General features: G+C 61.3%; 13 protein-coding genes. 4 read left to right on the top strand and 9 right to left on the bottom strand.

Annotation, left to right across the window (positions count from 1 at the left end):
* Positions 1–2: 2 nt before the first annotated feature.
* The 4 genes from T31B1_RS02645 to T31B1_RS02630 form a co-directional block, all read right to left on the bottom strand.
* Positions 3–1,352, bottom strand: coding sequence for an APC family permease (locus tag T31B1_RS02645; RefSeq protein ID WP_353247910.1), 1,350 nt, complete (start codon positions 1,350–1,352; stop codon positions 3–5).
* Between the two features lie 882 nt (positions 1,353–2,234).
* Entirely contained in the window at positions 2,235–3,614 is a 1,380-nt protein-coding gene (locus T31B1_RS02640) for a short-chain fatty acid transporter (RefSeq protein ID WP_353247909.1), read from the bottom strand.
* An 809-nt stretch (positions 3,615–4,423) separates the two neighbouring features.
* Entirely contained in the window at positions 4,424–4,858 is a 435-nt protein-coding gene (locus T31B1_RS02635; protein WP_353247908.1) for an anthrone oxygenase family protein, read from the bottom strand.
* Positions 4,859–4,997: 139 nt separating this feature from the next.
* Positions 4,998–5,303, bottom strand: coding sequence for a hypothetical protein (locus T31B1_RS02630; RefSeq protein ID WP_353247907.1), 306 nt, complete (start codon positions 5,301–5,303; stop codon positions 4,998–5,000).
* Positions 5,304–5,712: 409 nt separating this feature from the next.
* Between T31B1_RS02630 and T31B1_RS02625 the strand changes: the two genes are divergently transcribed.
* Both T31B1_RS02625 and T31B1_RS02620 read left to right on the top strand, forming a co-directional pair.
* Positions 5,713–6,672, top strand: a complete 960-nt coding sequence (locus T31B1_RS02625; protein WP_353247906.1) for a VOC family protein — start codon at positions 5,713–5,715, stop codon at positions 6,670–6,672.
* Between the two features lie 260 nt (positions 6,673–6,932).
* The gene (locus T31B1_RS02620) at positions 6,933–7,925 is read left to right on the top strand and encodes a mechanosensitive ion channel family protein (RefSeq protein ID WP_353247905.1); all 993 of its coding nucleotides are present in this window, start codon (positions 6,933–6,935) and stop codon (positions 7,923–7,925) included.
* A 290-nt stretch (positions 7,926–8,215) separates the two neighbouring features.
* On the opposite strand, the gene T31B1_RS02615 is transcribed toward T31B1_RS02620, so the two are convergent.
* Positions 8,216–8,974, bottom strand: coding sequence for an SHOCT domain-containing protein (locus tag T31B1_RS02615; RefSeq protein ID WP_353247904.1), 759 nt, complete (start codon positions 8,972–8,974; stop codon positions 8,216–8,218).
* Between T31B1_RS02615 and T31B1_RS02610 the strand changes: the two genes are divergently transcribed.
* Entirely contained in the window at positions 8,973–9,134 is a 162-nt protein-coding gene (locus T31B1_RS02610) for a hypothetical protein (protein WP_353247903.1), read from the top strand. The genes T31B1_RS02615 and T31B1_RS02610 overlap by 2 nt on opposite strands.
* 187 nt (positions 9,135–9,321) lie before the next feature.
* On the opposite strand, the gene T31B1_RS02605 is transcribed toward T31B1_RS02610, so the two are convergent.
* Together T31B1_RS02605 and T31B1_RS02600 are read right to left on the bottom strand one after the other, a co-directional pair.
* Positions 9,322–10,488, bottom strand: a complete 1,167-nt coding sequence (locus tag T31B1_RS02605) for an acyl-CoA dehydrogenase family protein (protein ID WP_353247902.1) — start codon at positions 10,486–10,488, stop codon at positions 9,322–9,324.
* Between the two features lie 222 nt (positions 10,489–10,710).
* The gene (locus tag T31B1_RS02600; RefSeq protein WP_353247901.1) at positions 10,711–11,157 is read right to left on the bottom strand and encodes a beta-lactamase hydrolase domain-containing protein; all 447 of its coding nucleotides are present in this window, start codon (positions 11,155–11,157) and stop codon (positions 10,711–10,713) included.
* A gap of 977 nt (positions 11,158–12,134) precedes the next feature.
* On the opposite strand from T31B1_RS02600, the gene T31B1_RS02595 reads away from it, so the two are divergent.
* Positions 12,135–13,685: a hypothetical protein gene (locus tag T31B1_RS02595; RefSeq protein ID WP_353247900.1), complete on the top strand. Its 1,551-nt coding sequence runs from the start codon at positions 12,135–12,137 to the stop codon at positions 13,683–13,685.
* Positions 13,686–13,969: 284 nt separating this feature from the next.
* Here T31B1_RS02595 and T31B1_RS02590 read toward each other — a convergent pair whose 3' ends face one another.
* Positions 13,970–14,407, bottom strand: a complete 438-nt coding sequence (locus T31B1_RS02590) for a hypothetical protein (RefSeq protein WP_353247899.1) — start codon at positions 14,405–14,407, stop codon at positions 13,970–13,972.
* 39 nt (positions 14,408–14,446) lie between these two features.
* Positions 14,447–14,704 carry a HigA family addiction module antitoxin gene (locus tag T31B1_RS02585; RefSeq protein WP_353247898.1) on the bottom strand — a complete coding sequence of 86 codons (258 nt, stop codon included), beginning with the start codon at positions 14,702–14,704 and terminating at the stop codon, positions 14,447–14,449.
* Between the last annotated feature and the right edge of the window lie 238 nt (positions 14,705–14,942).

Raw genomic sequence — 14,942 nt, 5'->3', positions numbered from 1 at the left:
CATCAGTTCAGCGTCTCGCTGTCCAGCGACAGCTTGGGCGGCGGCTGGCGGAACCCGCGCGTGAGCACGGCCAGCCACAGTACGCCCAGCGCAAGCCAGACCACACCGATGATGCGGGCATCCGCGCCCAGGCTCAGCAACAGGTAGCCGTCGATCAGCACGCCGGCCAACGGCACGACGATCCAGCCGACGACCGCCCCGATGCCCCGGCTCGGCCGGTGCCGCCCGTAGTGCACGATGGCACTCAGGTTGACGAGCGTGAAGGCGCTGAACGCGCCGAAGTTGATGAACGATGCCGAGGTGGTGACATCCACGAACAGTCCGGCGAGCCCGGTCAGGCCGATCAGCACGATGCTGACCACGGGTGTGCGTCGGGTCGGCGATACATAAGCCAGCGCTTTGGGCAGCGTGCCGTCACGGCCCATGGTGAACAGCAGACGCGACGCACCCGCCTGAATGGCCAGACCACAGGCGAACTGGCCGACGATCAGCCCCGCCAGCACCACGGCGTTGAACAGATTGCCGCCCACCATGCGGGCCAGCTCGAGCGCGGCCGAATCGACGTTGGCGAATTCGACGCCGGGATGGATCAGCTGCGCCGTCCACGACACGCCTACGAAAAGCACGCCGAAGAACACCACCACGATCAGCATCGCCCGCGGTATGGTGCGTTTCGGGTCGATCGTCTCCTCGGTGAGCAACGTCAGCCCGTCGAAGCCGATGAAGGAATAGGCCGCCACGGCCGCCGCGGTCGCCAGGGCAGCGATCGTGGTCGTATCGTTGGCGAACGGCGAAAGCAGCGTGCTGCCGGTGTCGTGGCCGGCGAAATAACCCAGGCTCAACGCCACGAAAATGGCGATCACCAGCAGCTGGAACGCCACGAGCAAATAGTTCGCCCGTGCGGTCACCTGAATTCCGATGACGTTGAGCAGCGTGGTCGGCACGATGAAGGCCACGATCCAGACCCCCATCGGGATGATCGGAAACTGGGCGGCCAGGTAGGCGGCGCCGATCAGCCATACCACCAAAGGTATGAAGAAATAATCCAGCAGGATCAGCCACCCGGTGAGAAAACCCAGGCGCGGGCCCATCTCCTCGCCGACATAGGTATAGGCCGAACCCGCGCTCTGATAATGGACCGACGCCATGCGCCCGTAGCTCCACGCCGTGCACACCATCGCCAGCAGCGTGATCAGATACGCCGTGGGTGCGGTGCCGTTGGACATCTGGATGATGATGCCGATGGTGGCCAGTGCGATCAGCGGCGTGACCCAGGCCACCCCCAGAATCACCACCGACGAGAGCGTCAGCGTGCGCTTGAGCGCGGGATTGGAATCCGATTCATTCGTCATGACACTCCCCTGCAACCACGGCGCCGGCACCCGGCACAATGCAACAATCGCGGTCGGCCGGATTCCGGAACTCCACCGGCCGGTGGTAACGCAATACGGCCAACTCTTGCGAACGAACAACCCGACCAGACGGCTCGGCAGCCGATCTGCGGTAACTATATCTACCACGCAACATAGGGTGCCGTTGGGACGTATGTCAACGCACGCCCAGCTCGCAACGGCTTGCGCCGAAATAGCGAACCCCAAGTTGAAATTGGCCCGCGTGGTCGGTTCCAGACGCTGGGTTTAAGCCACCCGTTTTCCGCACTCACGAGTTAACGGCACTCTCGTTTCGCGCTGCCGTGCGCCGAACCACTCCGATGCTCATACCGAAGGGATGCGACCAGAACTCGCATCGCTTGGGCGACGCTCAGACAGGCTGGCCGCACCGGCGCAGTGCGCCGGACACCCCTCGGCACTGCGCTTCTCGTTCGCTCCACACGGGGCCTAATACAGACGCGCGTCGGTGGGGTCAGATGCTGTATTCGTCCCCTCGGGCTTAGCGCCGAGCAGCGGAGCACGGCCGGGGATAAAGCAGACGGGTGTCTGAGTCGTGCGCAGCGCGGCGAGTTCCGTCTGCGCCCCGGACGGGCGAGCAGCGCAGGGGATCGATGCGAAGCATCGACGCCAGACAGGGTGTCGTTTGCTTGGGTGACTTACCTGGACAAGCTAATGAAAGTGCCTCGCACAGCCGTGCGAAAGCTCAAGTGAGAATCCGCCTGCGTGGTCGACTCAAGACGCGGGGTTTAAGCGGCCCGTCTTACGGCTTTGACGAGTTCGGCGGCGCGACTACTTCGCGCTGCATCTCACGCCAGAGCACCAGGACATTCGAACAGATCCGCTCTACACGCCCGCGCCGACCAGCAACAGGGTCACGGCAAACACTAGGCCCGAGGCGATCAGGGTCACCATCGTATAGCCGAGAATATCCCGCATGTTCAGCCCCGCGATCGCCAGCACGGGCAACGCCCAGAACGGCTGGATCATGTTGGTCCACTGATCGCCATACGCGAGCGCCATGATCGTGACCGACGGGTCGACGCCCAACGCCTTGCCCGCCTCGAGCATGATCGGACCCTGCACCGCGAACTGGCCGCCGCCCGAGGGCACGAAGAAATTCACGATGCCGGCCGAGAGGAATTCCAGCAGGCCGAACGTGGCCGGCGTTGCAATGCTCACCATGGCGTTGGAGAACACCGTGATCAGCCCGGTGGTCGTCATGATGCCCATGATTCCGGCATACAGCGGGAACTGCAGCAGAATCTCGCCCACGTTGGAGGCGGCGTTCTTGATCAGCGCGGTCAGCTCGAACGGGCTGCGCACCAGCAGGAAGATCAGCGCGAGAAACGTCCAGTTGACGATATTCAGGCTCGCCGTTCCGCCGCCGGCATAGTGGATGACGAGATAGGCCACCAGGGCAAGCCCCAGCAGCGTGGTCACGATACGACTGGCATCCACGCGATCGGCCGGGGTGGCCGTGCCATGCGCCCGGGCGCCCGGCGTCGAGTCATCGGCTCGAGCACCGGGGTCGAGTTCTATGACCGGGTCGTCGCCGCGCGGTGCGACCAGGGCCAGCGCGGCGCCCACGACGATGATCGTGGCCACGATGGCCACCAGGTTCCACCACACGAAGATCGTGTCGCTGATCGGTATGGTATAGCCGAGCTGTTCGGCGATGAACGAGCCCTCGGTAGCGGCAGCCAGCGTACCGGAGCCTGAGTACCCCATATGCCAGATTACGTAACCGGAATATCCGGCAGCGATCAGCATGGGGAAATGCAGTTTCAGCCCTTTCTGGCGGCCCTGGGCCGCCACCTCGGTCGCCAGCAGCGCACCCACGACCAGCCCCAGACCCCAGGTGATCAGCGACGCCACCGCCGCGATAACGAACACGAACAGATACGCCTGCAACACGGTTGCCGGCACGCCGCCAAGCGCGGCCAGCAGCCGTCGCACCGGGCCGGTGTTGGCCAGCGTATGCCCAAGCAGCAGGATGAGCGACATCTGCGTCATGAACGCCAGCAGGCCGCTCAGCCCCTCGCCCCAGCCGGTCACGATCGCCAGCCCGCTCGAATCGGTCAGCAGCCAGGCCAGCAGGGCGACCACGAAGGTCAGCACGATCGCAAAAACCAGCGCGCTGGGGATATAGCGTTCGACGAACGTGTTCACCGGCCGCATCACCGCGGCCACGCCCGAACGTGACCGGGATCTTTCATTGGACATGTCGGCTCCCCTGACGACGCCGAAGCGTCTTGATGATGAGCTATTTATAGCACTCGCCGCCCATTGAACCGATACGACGTTCTGCGAGTGTCGACACCGCGAACAGCGCGCATCTGGCGCGACGTGAACAGGCCGGCGCGCACGCTACGCGTTCCAGGCTCGACCGCGCATGGCGTCGAGCCGGGCCCTATTCCGACCGAACGGCTAACCGCGGCGTTGGTTATCCGCCGAAGTGGGAGCCGGCTCTCTCGTCGGTTGACGGGCCGCTGTCGACGGGTGTCGCAGCCGCGATCACTGTCCGGTGGACGCACGCCGACGCAGACTCGGCGGGAGTTGGTTCACCGGACAACGCCGATATGCATGCGCTGCCGTATCCGAGCCAATGACGAAATGATCGGCATCCACGAACGTCAGTGTCAGCGGCCGCGTCGATACAGCGGTTGGCCAGTATGACCCGGTCTTCGTCTTCAAAGATCACACGCGCCCGGCACGCATGCGAATGGGCGCCGTCGAATCCGTTCCCGTTGTAGACCCGCAGTGCGGCAAACGGCGGGGCGGCGCAGGACGCCTTGGCACCAACGAAGGTGCCCGGGTGCAATGGGCGTGTGGTCGCCACCGGGTCCGAGGCACTGGTCGATGCCTTTGCGATCGATCCACCGTCATGCACCGATGAACACGCCGCTAGCAGGCCGGTCACGGCGACCCAGACATCCCTGCGTCGTCGATACTGCCGCTGTCTGGAAAGGACACCCGAGGCCGGGCAACGCCTTGGGCGCTCGGCGTTGGCGATTCGGTCGGCGACCTGGCCCTCATATTCGGGCAAGCGCGATGACGAAGATCACAAACGCGACAATGCTGGCTCCAATACGCAATGCATGAAGACCAGACCACCTGCCGAGCAATCTGTTCGCTTCTTCGGACGAGCCATCCAGGCCGGGATCTTTCAGTCGGTCGTTGGTGGGTTTGATAACCACAAGCGTGAACGGCACGACGGCGACCAGGCAAACGGCACCGATCAACCAGAGCCAGCCATTGCCCAAAGAACACGAAACCAGGGCGGATAGCGTGCCGATGAGTGCCAGCGAAGCCTGAAAGGGCGCGGCTCTGGCGTACATGGGGCCGAAGAATCTGACTGCCCCGGCCGTACCGAGCGTTCGCGCGGCTGGCTGCTGCACGAGGCTTATATAGGCTGCGGCCCCGGCGAAAAAACCAGCGCAGAGGACTGCGAGAATGCCAAAGAACATATTGAATGCCTGGTGGATACCGACCGCCCATTAGACGCCATATATCCAGAACTATATAGCGACCTGAATCCGGCAATTCTCCCGATTCCGGCAATCCGGTCGTCATGGCCAGGTGCCCGTCGGCGCGGGCATCCGCCGATCACCACTCCGGAATCGCCCGCTCGCTCAGCACCACCCGGCCCCCGTCCGAGTCGAACCGCGTCAACTCCTGGCGGCCGTGGCGGCAACGAACATAGGTCGAATTGATCACCCCGTGGGATTCGCTCAGGCAGTCCGCCTTGGTTCGAGGCTCGATGGTGACCCATCGCGCCTGGTTGTCACGGACGCTTTGTATCGCGGCTTCCCCCACGCCGCCGCCGAAATCGCCAAAGACGCGGCCAATCGTATGGGCAAGACCATCCGCATAGGCGACGCCGGTCGTACCCAGAACGATGGCGACTGCCAAACCGGCTCGAGTCATCAATTGAATACGCCTCTCATGCATCGTCGTCGCAGCCGGCCGTCTATTCGCCCCGGCCGGTTCGGCATGCCGAACCGGCCGGGGCGATGGTAGGGTTTTCAGCGTTGCAGCACGCGCATGCGCACGTCTGTTGTGTACATGTTGTCGGCCTCACGCACGGGCGCTGAAGCCCAGCCCGCCGGCGATGGCCGCAATCGCGAAGCGGGTATGACACACCGATGGGCGCGCCGGCGTGGGAGGCACCCGGCCCGCAAGAGACAACATCGCGGACGCGTCAGCGCCCGCGTATCCATACCGGTTCGGTAATCGGCCTGTCCGTTGCTAGATTGACTGCCTGTTCGTTTTCATCGCCCGCGCTGTTGCGCGGCGCGCGGACCGCCACCGGAGAATCGTCATGCTCGACCAGATCAAGGGCGTCCACCACATCACCTCGCTGGCAGCCGATGCCCGCCGGAACAACCGCTTTTTTACCGATACGCTCGGGCTACGGCGGGTCAAGATGACGGTGAATTTCGATGCCCCCGAGGTATATCACCTGTACTACGGCGACGAAGTGGGCACGCCGGGTTCGGTGATGACCTATTTCCCCTTTCCCGACGCCGCACGCGGACAGGCGGGCGTGGGCGAGGTAGCCGATGTCCGGTTTGCGGTGCCCGAGGGCGCGCTGGATTACTGGCACGAACGCCTGGCCGGGTGCGGCGTAACGGCACTGGCGCGCGAGGCGCTGTTCGGCGTCGGGCGCCTGCGCTTCGAAGGCCCGGACGGCGATCGTTTTTCGCTGGTCGAAGCACCCGGCGATACACGCACCGGCTGGACCGGCGACGTCGTACCGGCGGAGGCGGCCATCCGCGGCTTTGCCGGCGCACAGTTGTGCCTGCGCGATATCGGCGCCGAGCGTGAACTGCTCGAGTTCATGGGCTATGAAAAAACCGAGTCCGCCGGCCATACCACCCGCCTCGTGCTGCCGGGCGGCAACGGCGCCGATACGATCGACCTGGCCGCGCAGCCGCAAACAGCGGCCGCGCGCCAGGGCGCGGGCTCGGTACACCATATCGCCTTTGCCGTGGCCGACCGGTCGGCCCAGGCGGACGTGCGTGCCGCCCTGCTGGATACCGGCTACCAGGTGACGCCGGTGATCGACCGCGATTATTTCTGGGCGATCTACTTCCGTACGCCCGGCGGCGTGCTGTTCGAAGTGGCCACGCATGAGCCGGGCTTCGACCGCGACGAAGACACCGCGCATCTCGGACAGTCGCTCAAACTGCCCGCGCGCTACGAGCCGATGCGCGAGCGGATCGCCGCCGGCCTCGCGCCGATCGATGATGACGACCACGGCGCCGGAGCGCCCGAATAAGACCTGCGCCAAACGATAGGCGCCGGTTAGACACGCCGGACAGTCGACACGGTTACGACAAACGGCGACGCGGTGTCTTGTACGCTCCGCACGGTCGACGCCCGGCCCCGGTGGATGTGCGACACGAACCTCACGCGGCCGTGCTCGCAGGTCGCCGGTTGGTGCCGCCGGGCCGCTGGATCGAGTGATGCACAGCGGGCTGGCAACGACCTGATAGGCTGTCGAGGCTATTCAATCACGCACAATCGACGTTTTTCATCATGGCTATCTCCGACACCGCTGCAACGCCGCCGGCGGACATGAGCCTCGATCTGGCGCTGGTCCGGGTCGAGCACTGGATAACGGGTGCGATCCGTCTGTTGCCCAATATTCTGGTGGCTGTGGTCATCATGCTGTTGTTCTGGGGCCTGTCGCTCCTGGCGCGGCGGCTGATCATCCGGCAGCTCGGCCGGGCCGATCGCGAGAATCTGGGCGACGTGCTCGGCGGCTTCATCCGTTGGGTGGTGTTGATCGCCGGTTTTCTGCTCGCCGCGACGGTGGTCATTCCCACCTTGCACCCCGGCGACCTGATCGCCGGCCTTGGCGTGAGTTCGATCGCGATCGGTTTCGCCTTCAAGGACATCCTGCAGAACTGGCTGGCCGGACTCCTGCTGCTGCTGCGCCAGCCCTTCCAGACCAACGACCAGATCGAGGTCAACGGGTTCGAAGGCACGGTACAACGCATCGAGACGCGTGCCACGATCATTCGTACCTACGACGGGCAGCGAGTCGTCATTCCCAACAGCGATATCTATACCAACGCGGTCCTGGTCAAGACCGCCCACGAAAAACGCCGCAGCCAGTACGATATCGGCATCGGCTACGGCGACGACCTCGACGCGGCCTGTGACGTCATCCGGCGAGCGCTCGCCACCGTCGACGAGATCGAAGCCGACCCCGCGCCCGAAGCGTTGCCCTGGGAGCTGGCCGCCAGTTCGGTGAATATCCGGGCCCGCTGGTGGACGGACAGCCGTCGCGCGGATGTGGTGAAAGTCCGAGCGCAGGTGATTCCGGCAGTCAAGAAAGCGCTCGACGCGGCCGGGATCGATATGCCCTACGATACCGAGGTCCAACTCGTGCACGACCAGACCGAAGTGCACGACGGCAACCGCGCCGCGCAGCGCGAGGGCTGGCCCGCCGCGACCAGCGGCCCGACCGAGCCGCGCTGGCAAGCACAGCGATCGGCCGATACGCCGGCCACGCCCGACACTTGAGGCCGCGTTTGTCGGGCTGCCGTTGGCGAGTTGCGGGCGTCGATGTCTACACGACACCATCCGCCGCCGCTTGACGCTCAACGTCCCGGGCGCATTCGCCCGGCAGCGTGTCGCCCCGGCTAAACGCAGCCGAACGATCGGCACGATGGCCGGCCGGCAACGCTCTTAGCAGGCGGCGGCCGGCTCTTGGACGCAGTCGACCGGCCAGGTTCGCAGGTGACATCGGCCGCATTGTCGCTGGACCGGCCCGCGATCAACACAGCCAGCAGGCACGGCTGAGCCAGCCTCGCTCAGAGCCGGTCGAGCAACGCCTGCTTCTTGGCCGCGAACTCGGCCTCGGTGAGCACGCCCTGGCGCTGGAGTTCGCCCAGCCGTTCGAGCGCGCTGAGTATCTCGTCGGTGGACTGGCCGGTGGCGGAGCCGGCGCGCGGGGCCGCGCTGGCCTGGCTGGTGTCTTCGTTGCCACTGTCGCACCGGGCGAGCGAACCCAACGAGACTTCCCCCAGTTGGCTGGTGAACACCGTCTCCGCCCGTATGTCGGCATCGGCTTGCGCGACGCCTGTGATGCGGTGGTCGCCGGTATCGTAAACGGCGATCCGCTCGCCGCGGCGGATCGCCAGCCGACGCGCGGCATCGAAATACGCATACGCCAGGTCATTCTGGCGACCGCTGACCGAGGGCTCGCCCAGCTCAGACGGCCACCAGTGATCGTGCACGGCCGGGCCGGTATCCCAGGCGCGCGCATCCGGCTCGATACGGCGGTGTCGGCGAGTGGCGCCGGCATGGGTACGGCGCAGCTGTTCGGACAGCGCGTTGCACAGGGCATCGATCCGGTTCTTGAGCACGTGGTTCGCCGGGTCGGTGATCATGATCAGCCCGCCACGCATCCACTGCCCGGGCCCGGCGAACTCAGTGTGATCGAACATCGCCATATCGCCGCCGCCATCGGAGACCGCGTCGGACAGATGACGAACCGCCGCCTGACTGAACCCGAACCGTTCGGCGAAGTCCGCCAGCTGCGCGTCGTGTTCCGGATCGGTATCGGCCATGATCGTATTGCTCGGCAGGACGTTCGGCCGATTCTACGACAGCTCGACGGCGGTCATGGGCGTGGGGCTGCAGCTCATGGCCCCCTTCGGTATCGTGCATGCAATATGCATCCGGCGCGACGCGCGTCGTATCGTCGACGGCGGGCCGCCAACCCCATAGGCGCGTCGGCTTGCCGCGGCGCGATCGCGCGATATCGAACCATGTATCGGGCCGTCGGCCTGTGCCCAACCGGCGATACGCGCGTATGCCCATGCCTGAATGCACGCACGATCGTGCTGATTCGACAGAATATTAATGCCGCGGGATACGGCTCGGCCGGGCTTGCCGAAACCGGTCGCATACGGGCTCAATAGGACTTGGGCAGGCCCAGTACTCGCTCGGCGATATAGCACATGATCAGTTGTGTACTGATCGGCGCGATACGCAGCAGCATCGCTTCGCGAAAGAACCGTTCGACGTGGTATTCCTTGGCGTAGCCAAACCCGCCATGGGTAAGCACGGACGCTTCACAGGCCTTGAAGCCAGCCTCACCCGCCAGGTACTTGGCGGCATTGGCCTCCGCCCCGCATTCCAGGCCCTGGTCATAGCGCGATGCCGCCTTCATGACCATCAGATCGGCCGCTTCCAGGCCCATCCAGCACGCGGCCAGCGGATGCTGGATGCCCTGATTCTTGCCGATCGGCCGATCGAACACCTCGCGCTCGTTGGCATAGGTGGCCGCGCGATCCAGCGCGACGCGGCCGAGGCCCACCGCGGCCGATGCCGCCAGCACACGTTCCGGGTTCATGCCGTGGAGGATGTTTCGAAACCCCTCGCCTTCCGCGCCGATCAGATCGGCGGCCGGCACGGGCAGCGCATCGATGAACAGCTCGTTCGAATCGACCGCCTTGCGGCCCATCTTGTCGATTTCCCGTACGTCGATATAGCGACGGTCCAGGTCGGTATAGAACAGGCTCAGGCCATCCGTCGGCCGCGCCACCTGGTCGATGGGCGTGGTGCGTGCCAGCAGCAGCATCTTCTCGGTGACCTGCGCGGTGGTGATCCAGACCTTGTGGCCCGTCAGGTAATACGTATCGCCTTCGCGACGCGCAAACGTCTTGAGCCGGGTCGTGTTGAGCCCGGTATTCGGCTCGGTCACCGCAAAGCAGGCCTTCTCGTCGCCGGCAATGAGCGGCGGCAGAATACGGCGCTTCTGTTCGTCCGTGCCGAACTTGACCACCGGATTCAAGCCGAAAATATTCATATGGATAGCCGATACGCCACTCATCCCGGCGCCTGACGCGCTGATGGCCTGCACCATGAGCGCGGCCTCCATGACACCCAGCCCCGCGCCGCCATATTCTTCGGGCATGCAGATACCCAGCCAGCCGTCCCCGGCGAGCGCCGCATGGAAATCGTGCGGGAAGCCGCCGTGCCGGTCTTTTTCCAGCCAGTAGTCGAGACTGAACTCAGCGCATAGGCGGGCCACCGCGTCGCGTATCGCTTCCTGCTCGGTGGTGAGATTGAAATCCATGGATCACGCTCCGGCGGGTCGGCGTTGGCCAGCATCCCTGAACGGATTCTAGCGCCGCCGGCCGAGTCCTGGATCCTACCCCGTGCAGGCTACGGCAGGAAATTGGTCGCGCTCGCCCGACGGCGGCCAGCAAGCATTTCCTACAGCCTTCAATATCGCGAGCACGTCTGAACCGTACGCCTGCGTCGGCAACGATGTGTGACCGGCTCGCCAGGCGTCGGGTCAGCCGATCTTCTGGGCCACCGCTTCGAGCAGCGATCCATCGGGGTCGAGGCCGGCCGTGATCCCCAGGCCCATGGATTCGTGGTCGCTCTTGTGCTGAATGAAGCGCGCGCGATAGGCGATCAACGCGCCCACACGGTTCGCGCTCGCGCAGTGCAAGAGCGCCGGCAGCGCGCCGGGTACCAGCGCTTCATCAAGCAGGCGCGCGTTCGCGTCGTTGATGTCGTCCGGCCCGGCGACCGGAATATGCACATAGTTCATGCCGGTTTTGCCGACGAGTGCGGCCTCGTCGAAATCCTTCATCTCGCGGTCCGGACGCAGATTGATCACGGTCTTTACGCCCTGCGCCTGGGCGGCCTCGAGCTGTGCCGCGGTCGGCTGACCGGCGGTGATGATGCCGCGCTCGAAGCGGCACGCGTTCACAAGACCTTCGGTGTAGTCGGACATCGAGTTTACTCCTGCCGCGTCGTCGGATAGCTGAAAGCGCCGACCCCAAGTCCGCGCCGATACGGCACCCGTCGATCAACGGCTAGTGAATCGATGCCTCGACATGATACTTATCATTGAGCGATGTGAAAGTCTTTGCCGATGGAAGAGTGCCCCGGCTAGCAGACGCACAACGCAAGACCTGACCCCGAACGCCTGTTCCAGACGACGAGCAGGAACAGGTCGAACAGCACCTACGTACCGGGCGACCATTGGGCGACGATGCGTTTATCGATATAGCAGAGCGGCGACTCGGACGAACGCTGCGTCCGCAAGCTCCGGGGCCGAAGCCTAAGGATCAAAGCTGAGATAAGTATACTGTCCCCGGATATCCTACTTTCTGCTACGTAAGCGGATCTATCAAAGGCTGAGCTATCGAACGTCGCTAGAAGTGGAACAAACGCATCAAGCTGTGGCTTGGTTTACTTGTCCGTGAGAGCTGGGCTAGCTCAGACCGCCCCCAGATGCCTTGCGAACCTGAATCCATTCCATGCGAATTCTGGCCTTGCGTGCGAACCTCCAATACGCTATAAGGAATTTGCGCGATGGAGATATTGGGTGCATAGTACGCGCGCAATTTTTCAGAGCTATAGTCTCTAGCTCTTTACTTAATTATAGAAAAAGATCATTGAACCAATCTCCAGTTCGCTTCTCTAAGTAGAACCGAGCAACAGAGCGCTAGGAGGTAGCAATGCGGGGATGCGAGCCTACAACCCTTTGGAACACTCAAACTGGTATCGAAAATAAGCGTAATCTTGGCTTTGAATCGACTCAAGCAGTGCGCGATGAACTATATCGCTACGCAATTGAGGCATCGCAGAAGTCGTTAGATGATCGGCTAAAGCCCTATGAGACGCCTGTCATGAACGAGGCTCTTCGCTACACAGTTAAATAGAATGGTTTCTTAATTAACGGCGCAACTGAGGCGCCGTTTTTTTATGCCTAATACGCCCAAAAAAATAGTGTTGCGAGAATTCTCAAGCTCAAGCTGCCCATTGGAAGCTCTGCCTGAGACGCGCCAGAAACAGTACTTAAAACGCTATCTGACCGATCTCGGCGCAAAAACAGTTTTGGAAGAGCCGCGATACTTCGATCGCGATTATCTATCTGAGTTCGCAGCCTTCTACAGTAAAAGTGCAGCTGGCTATCCAAACTATTGCAAACGTTTGCATTTTTTCTCTGAAATAGATGTATCTCGGAATAACATACGAGCAGCGGCGGGCGGTAGTCCGGTAATTCAGAAACGCCTACAGCAGCATTACCTAGGTTTCGTAGTCATTCGTCCTATCCCCGCTACTCCTTTCGGACGGACTGTTCTCGTTTGGTATCCAGACAATAGCCCCAACACGCCGCGAGTTACTTCGCCCGCTCGATCTTATTCAGTTCACGTAGCCGGAATTAAACTGTCAGTACATGGTTTAGCGTGGCAACAACAGGATTCCGGCGTCGGAGCGTGCGCGACCGTTGGATTGTGGTCAATGCTTCATACATCCGCTTTAGACGATCATCACGCAATTCCGACCACAGCGGATATAACAAGAGCAGCGCATAAAACTGCTTCTCTAGGCTCACGAGTATTTCCATCCGAAGGTTTACGCATTGAGCAGATTTGCGAGGCAATAAAAGAAAACGACCTGTCACCTATACTTTTAAGTGGAGATATAAATAATTCTCAAGAACATGGTTTCAGTGCGGAACGATTCAATAATTCTTGTGCATCCTTCATAAGATCCGGTTACCCAGTTCTTATTGTGGGGCGTTTAGGCAGCGTTGGTTTGCATGCCATATGCGCCGTAGGCTTTCGCTCCTGTGCTCCGCCTCCAGTCTCGGTTTCAGAATTTAGTCTTCAAGACACATTGATACCAAATTTATATATACATGACGATAATTTAGGACCGAATGTAAGATTTAAAGTTCATGATAACGGTCCAAATAGAGCGGTTGAGTTAATTCCTGATAGCCCAGTATCGACTTCCACGCCTCCTCAGGCCGATCCTCTTTCTGGGTATCCGAGCTTTACTCCCGAATTATTGCTAGTAGCAGCACATAACGACTTACGAGCGTCACCGGATACGCTGAACCGGGCTGGGATAAGGGTGGCTAGCGACCTAGCCCAAATTGTCGGCAATTTTTACGCCCAATACCCGGGGAATGCTTATGGCATCACGTTGAGCACTCGCCATATGATCCTTGCTGAATACATGACTCGAGAGCTTGGCCACTTGTTGCGAGCGCAGCGTAAGACTTTAGGTCGAGTACGTTTGGCTCTCCATGAACAGGTGCAGCCGATGAGTCTACATCTAGGCATCGTTCGAGTTGGGCTTACTAATGGTACGCCTTTAGCTGATGTGCTCTACGACACTACCGATAGCGATCGCAATCATTCAGCGTTCGCCTTCGTGTTTTATCAAAAAGATGTGGGTGCGTTTCTCAACGCCATGGCGCAAGTCGGTCAGTTACACATAGGTATACCAATTGACGCTTGCTGACGCATCAAACTTGGCGCGGACTTGGGGTCAGGTCTTGTCTCGTGCGTCAATGTGACAAGAGCAAGCCCGCTTTCGTGGTTTCGGTCCTAACGTTTCCACGTCGCCGCGCCACAAAGCTGGGTAGCTCGTTCAAACGTTCGATCAAACCCATAGCAAGTCCCCCGACTGCCCTGTTTTATTCACACTACAACGAAGGGTCGTTTTGCGGAACTGTTTGTTGACCCTGCAGCCTAGGAAAATCGTCGAACTTTCTTGCCGCTCAGTCGGCTTTGCGTATCGGTCAATCAACGCCAATCGATCGATTTAATACACATATCGGTTTGAGCGGATTCGAAACAACTGCGCACCTGTTCAGCCTGATGCGAAAACCGCGGGTAATTGAACCCTGCGTCTTTCAAATCGAGGTTTCTGCCGGACTGGTCGAGCCGGGCGAACAGCTTTTGCAGGTAGCCGCGTTGGCTACCGTTGAGCACGTCGTACTCCTGGCCGACGAATACGGTCGACATCATGAATTGATACTTCACGAACCGAATCGTCATTTCGGCAGAATGGGAATGGCCTTTCGAATCTATCAATAGCGATGCGAATAGGGCGACGTCGGCCGTTCGAGCATCTGCAATCATGCCGCGGTCTCTTTCGTACACCAGGTAGGCGAATACGTAGCCAGAGACGGCGACGACGATCAGTACCAGTACAAGCAAGCGCTTTGCTGCCAATTCCATGCTCCCCGTGGATATGGCAAGACTGCCTCAGACCTGCGGTCAGATCTTGCGGTGTGCCTCGACCTCATCATCGAAGCTATTCTGAAACTCCACCCAAAACGAAACCGAGGTTCCGAAATAATTCGCAAAGCGGCGAGCATCGTCCAAGCTCAGGTTCGGCTGACCGGCAATAAGCTGATTGACGCTATCCAACGCCAATCCGGCCTCATCAGCAAACCGAGACACCCTGAGCCCCATCGGCTTGAGAAATTCCTCAAGCAACACGTCACCCGGATGAGTGTTGGCAAGCTCGGTCAAGATTCCCCCCTCGGCATACGATCACTCGATGCCTCATACAGACGTTATGCAATCCCGCCCCGGCTGTAAATAACGCCGCCCACAAAAAAGGCCGGCAAAAAGCCGGCCTTTAGTCCTTAGTAAAAGCAGCCTCGCTACTTTTTCTTCTTCGGAATATACAGATCCGTCAACGTGCCCGCCTCGGCTTCAGCCGCCATGCCGACCGTTTCAGCGAGCGTCGGGTGCGGATGGATGGTGA

This window comes from Salinisphaera sp. T31B1 (assembly GCF_040361275.1).
In the GTDB taxonomy this organism is placed as follows: Bacteria; Pseudomonadota; Gammaproteobacteria; order Nevskiales; family Salinisphaeraceae; genus Salinisphaera.
This window is presented reverse-complemented; position numbering and strand designations above follow the sequence as displayed.

Bases quoted from the DNA above. Each gene is read 5' to 3' on its own strand.
- T31B1_RS02645 (WP_353247910.1), bottom strand. From the start codon at position 1,352: ATGACGAATGAATCGGATTCCAATCCCGCGCTCAAGCGCACGCTGACG.
- T31B1_RS02640 (WP_353247909.1), bottom strand. From the start codon at position 3,614: ATGTCCAATGAAAGATCCCGGTCACGTTCGGGCGTGGCCGCGGTGATG.
- T31B1_RS02635 (WP_353247908.1), bottom strand. From the start codon at position 4,858: ATGTTCTTTGGCATTCTCGCAGTCCTCTGCGCTGGTTTTTTCGCCGGG.
- T31B1_RS02625 (WP_353247906.1), top strand. From the start codon at position 5,713: ATGCTCGACCAGATCAAGGGCGTCCACCACATCACCTCGCTGGCAGCC.
- T31B1_RS02620 (WP_353247905.1), top strand. From the start codon at position 6,933: ATGGCTATCTCCGACACCGCTGCAACGCCGCCGGCGGACATGAGCCTC.
- T31B1_RS02610 (WP_353247903.1), top strand. From the start codon at position 8,973: ATGATCGTATTGCTCGGCAGGACGTTCGGCCGATTCTACGACAGCTCG.
- T31B1_RS02615 (WP_353247904.1), bottom strand. From the start codon at position 8,974: ATGGCCGATACCGATCCGGAACACGACGCGCAGCTGGCGGACTTCGCC.
- T31B1_RS02605 (WP_353247902.1), bottom strand. From the start codon at position 10,488: ATGGATTTCAATCTCACCACCGAGCAGGAAGCGATACGCGACGCGGTG.
- T31B1_RS02600 (WP_353247901.1), bottom strand. From the start codon at position 11,157: ATGTCCGACTACACCGAAGGTCTTGTGAACGCGTGCCGCTTCGAGCGC.
- T31B1_RS02595 (WP_353247900.1), top strand. From the start codon at position 12,135: ATGCCTAATACGCCCAAAAAAATAGTGTTGCGAGAATTCTCAAGCTCA.
- T31B1_RS02590 (WP_353247899.1), bottom strand. From the start codon at position 14,407: ATGGAATTGGCAGCAAAGCGCTTGCTTGTACTGGTACTGATCGTCGTC.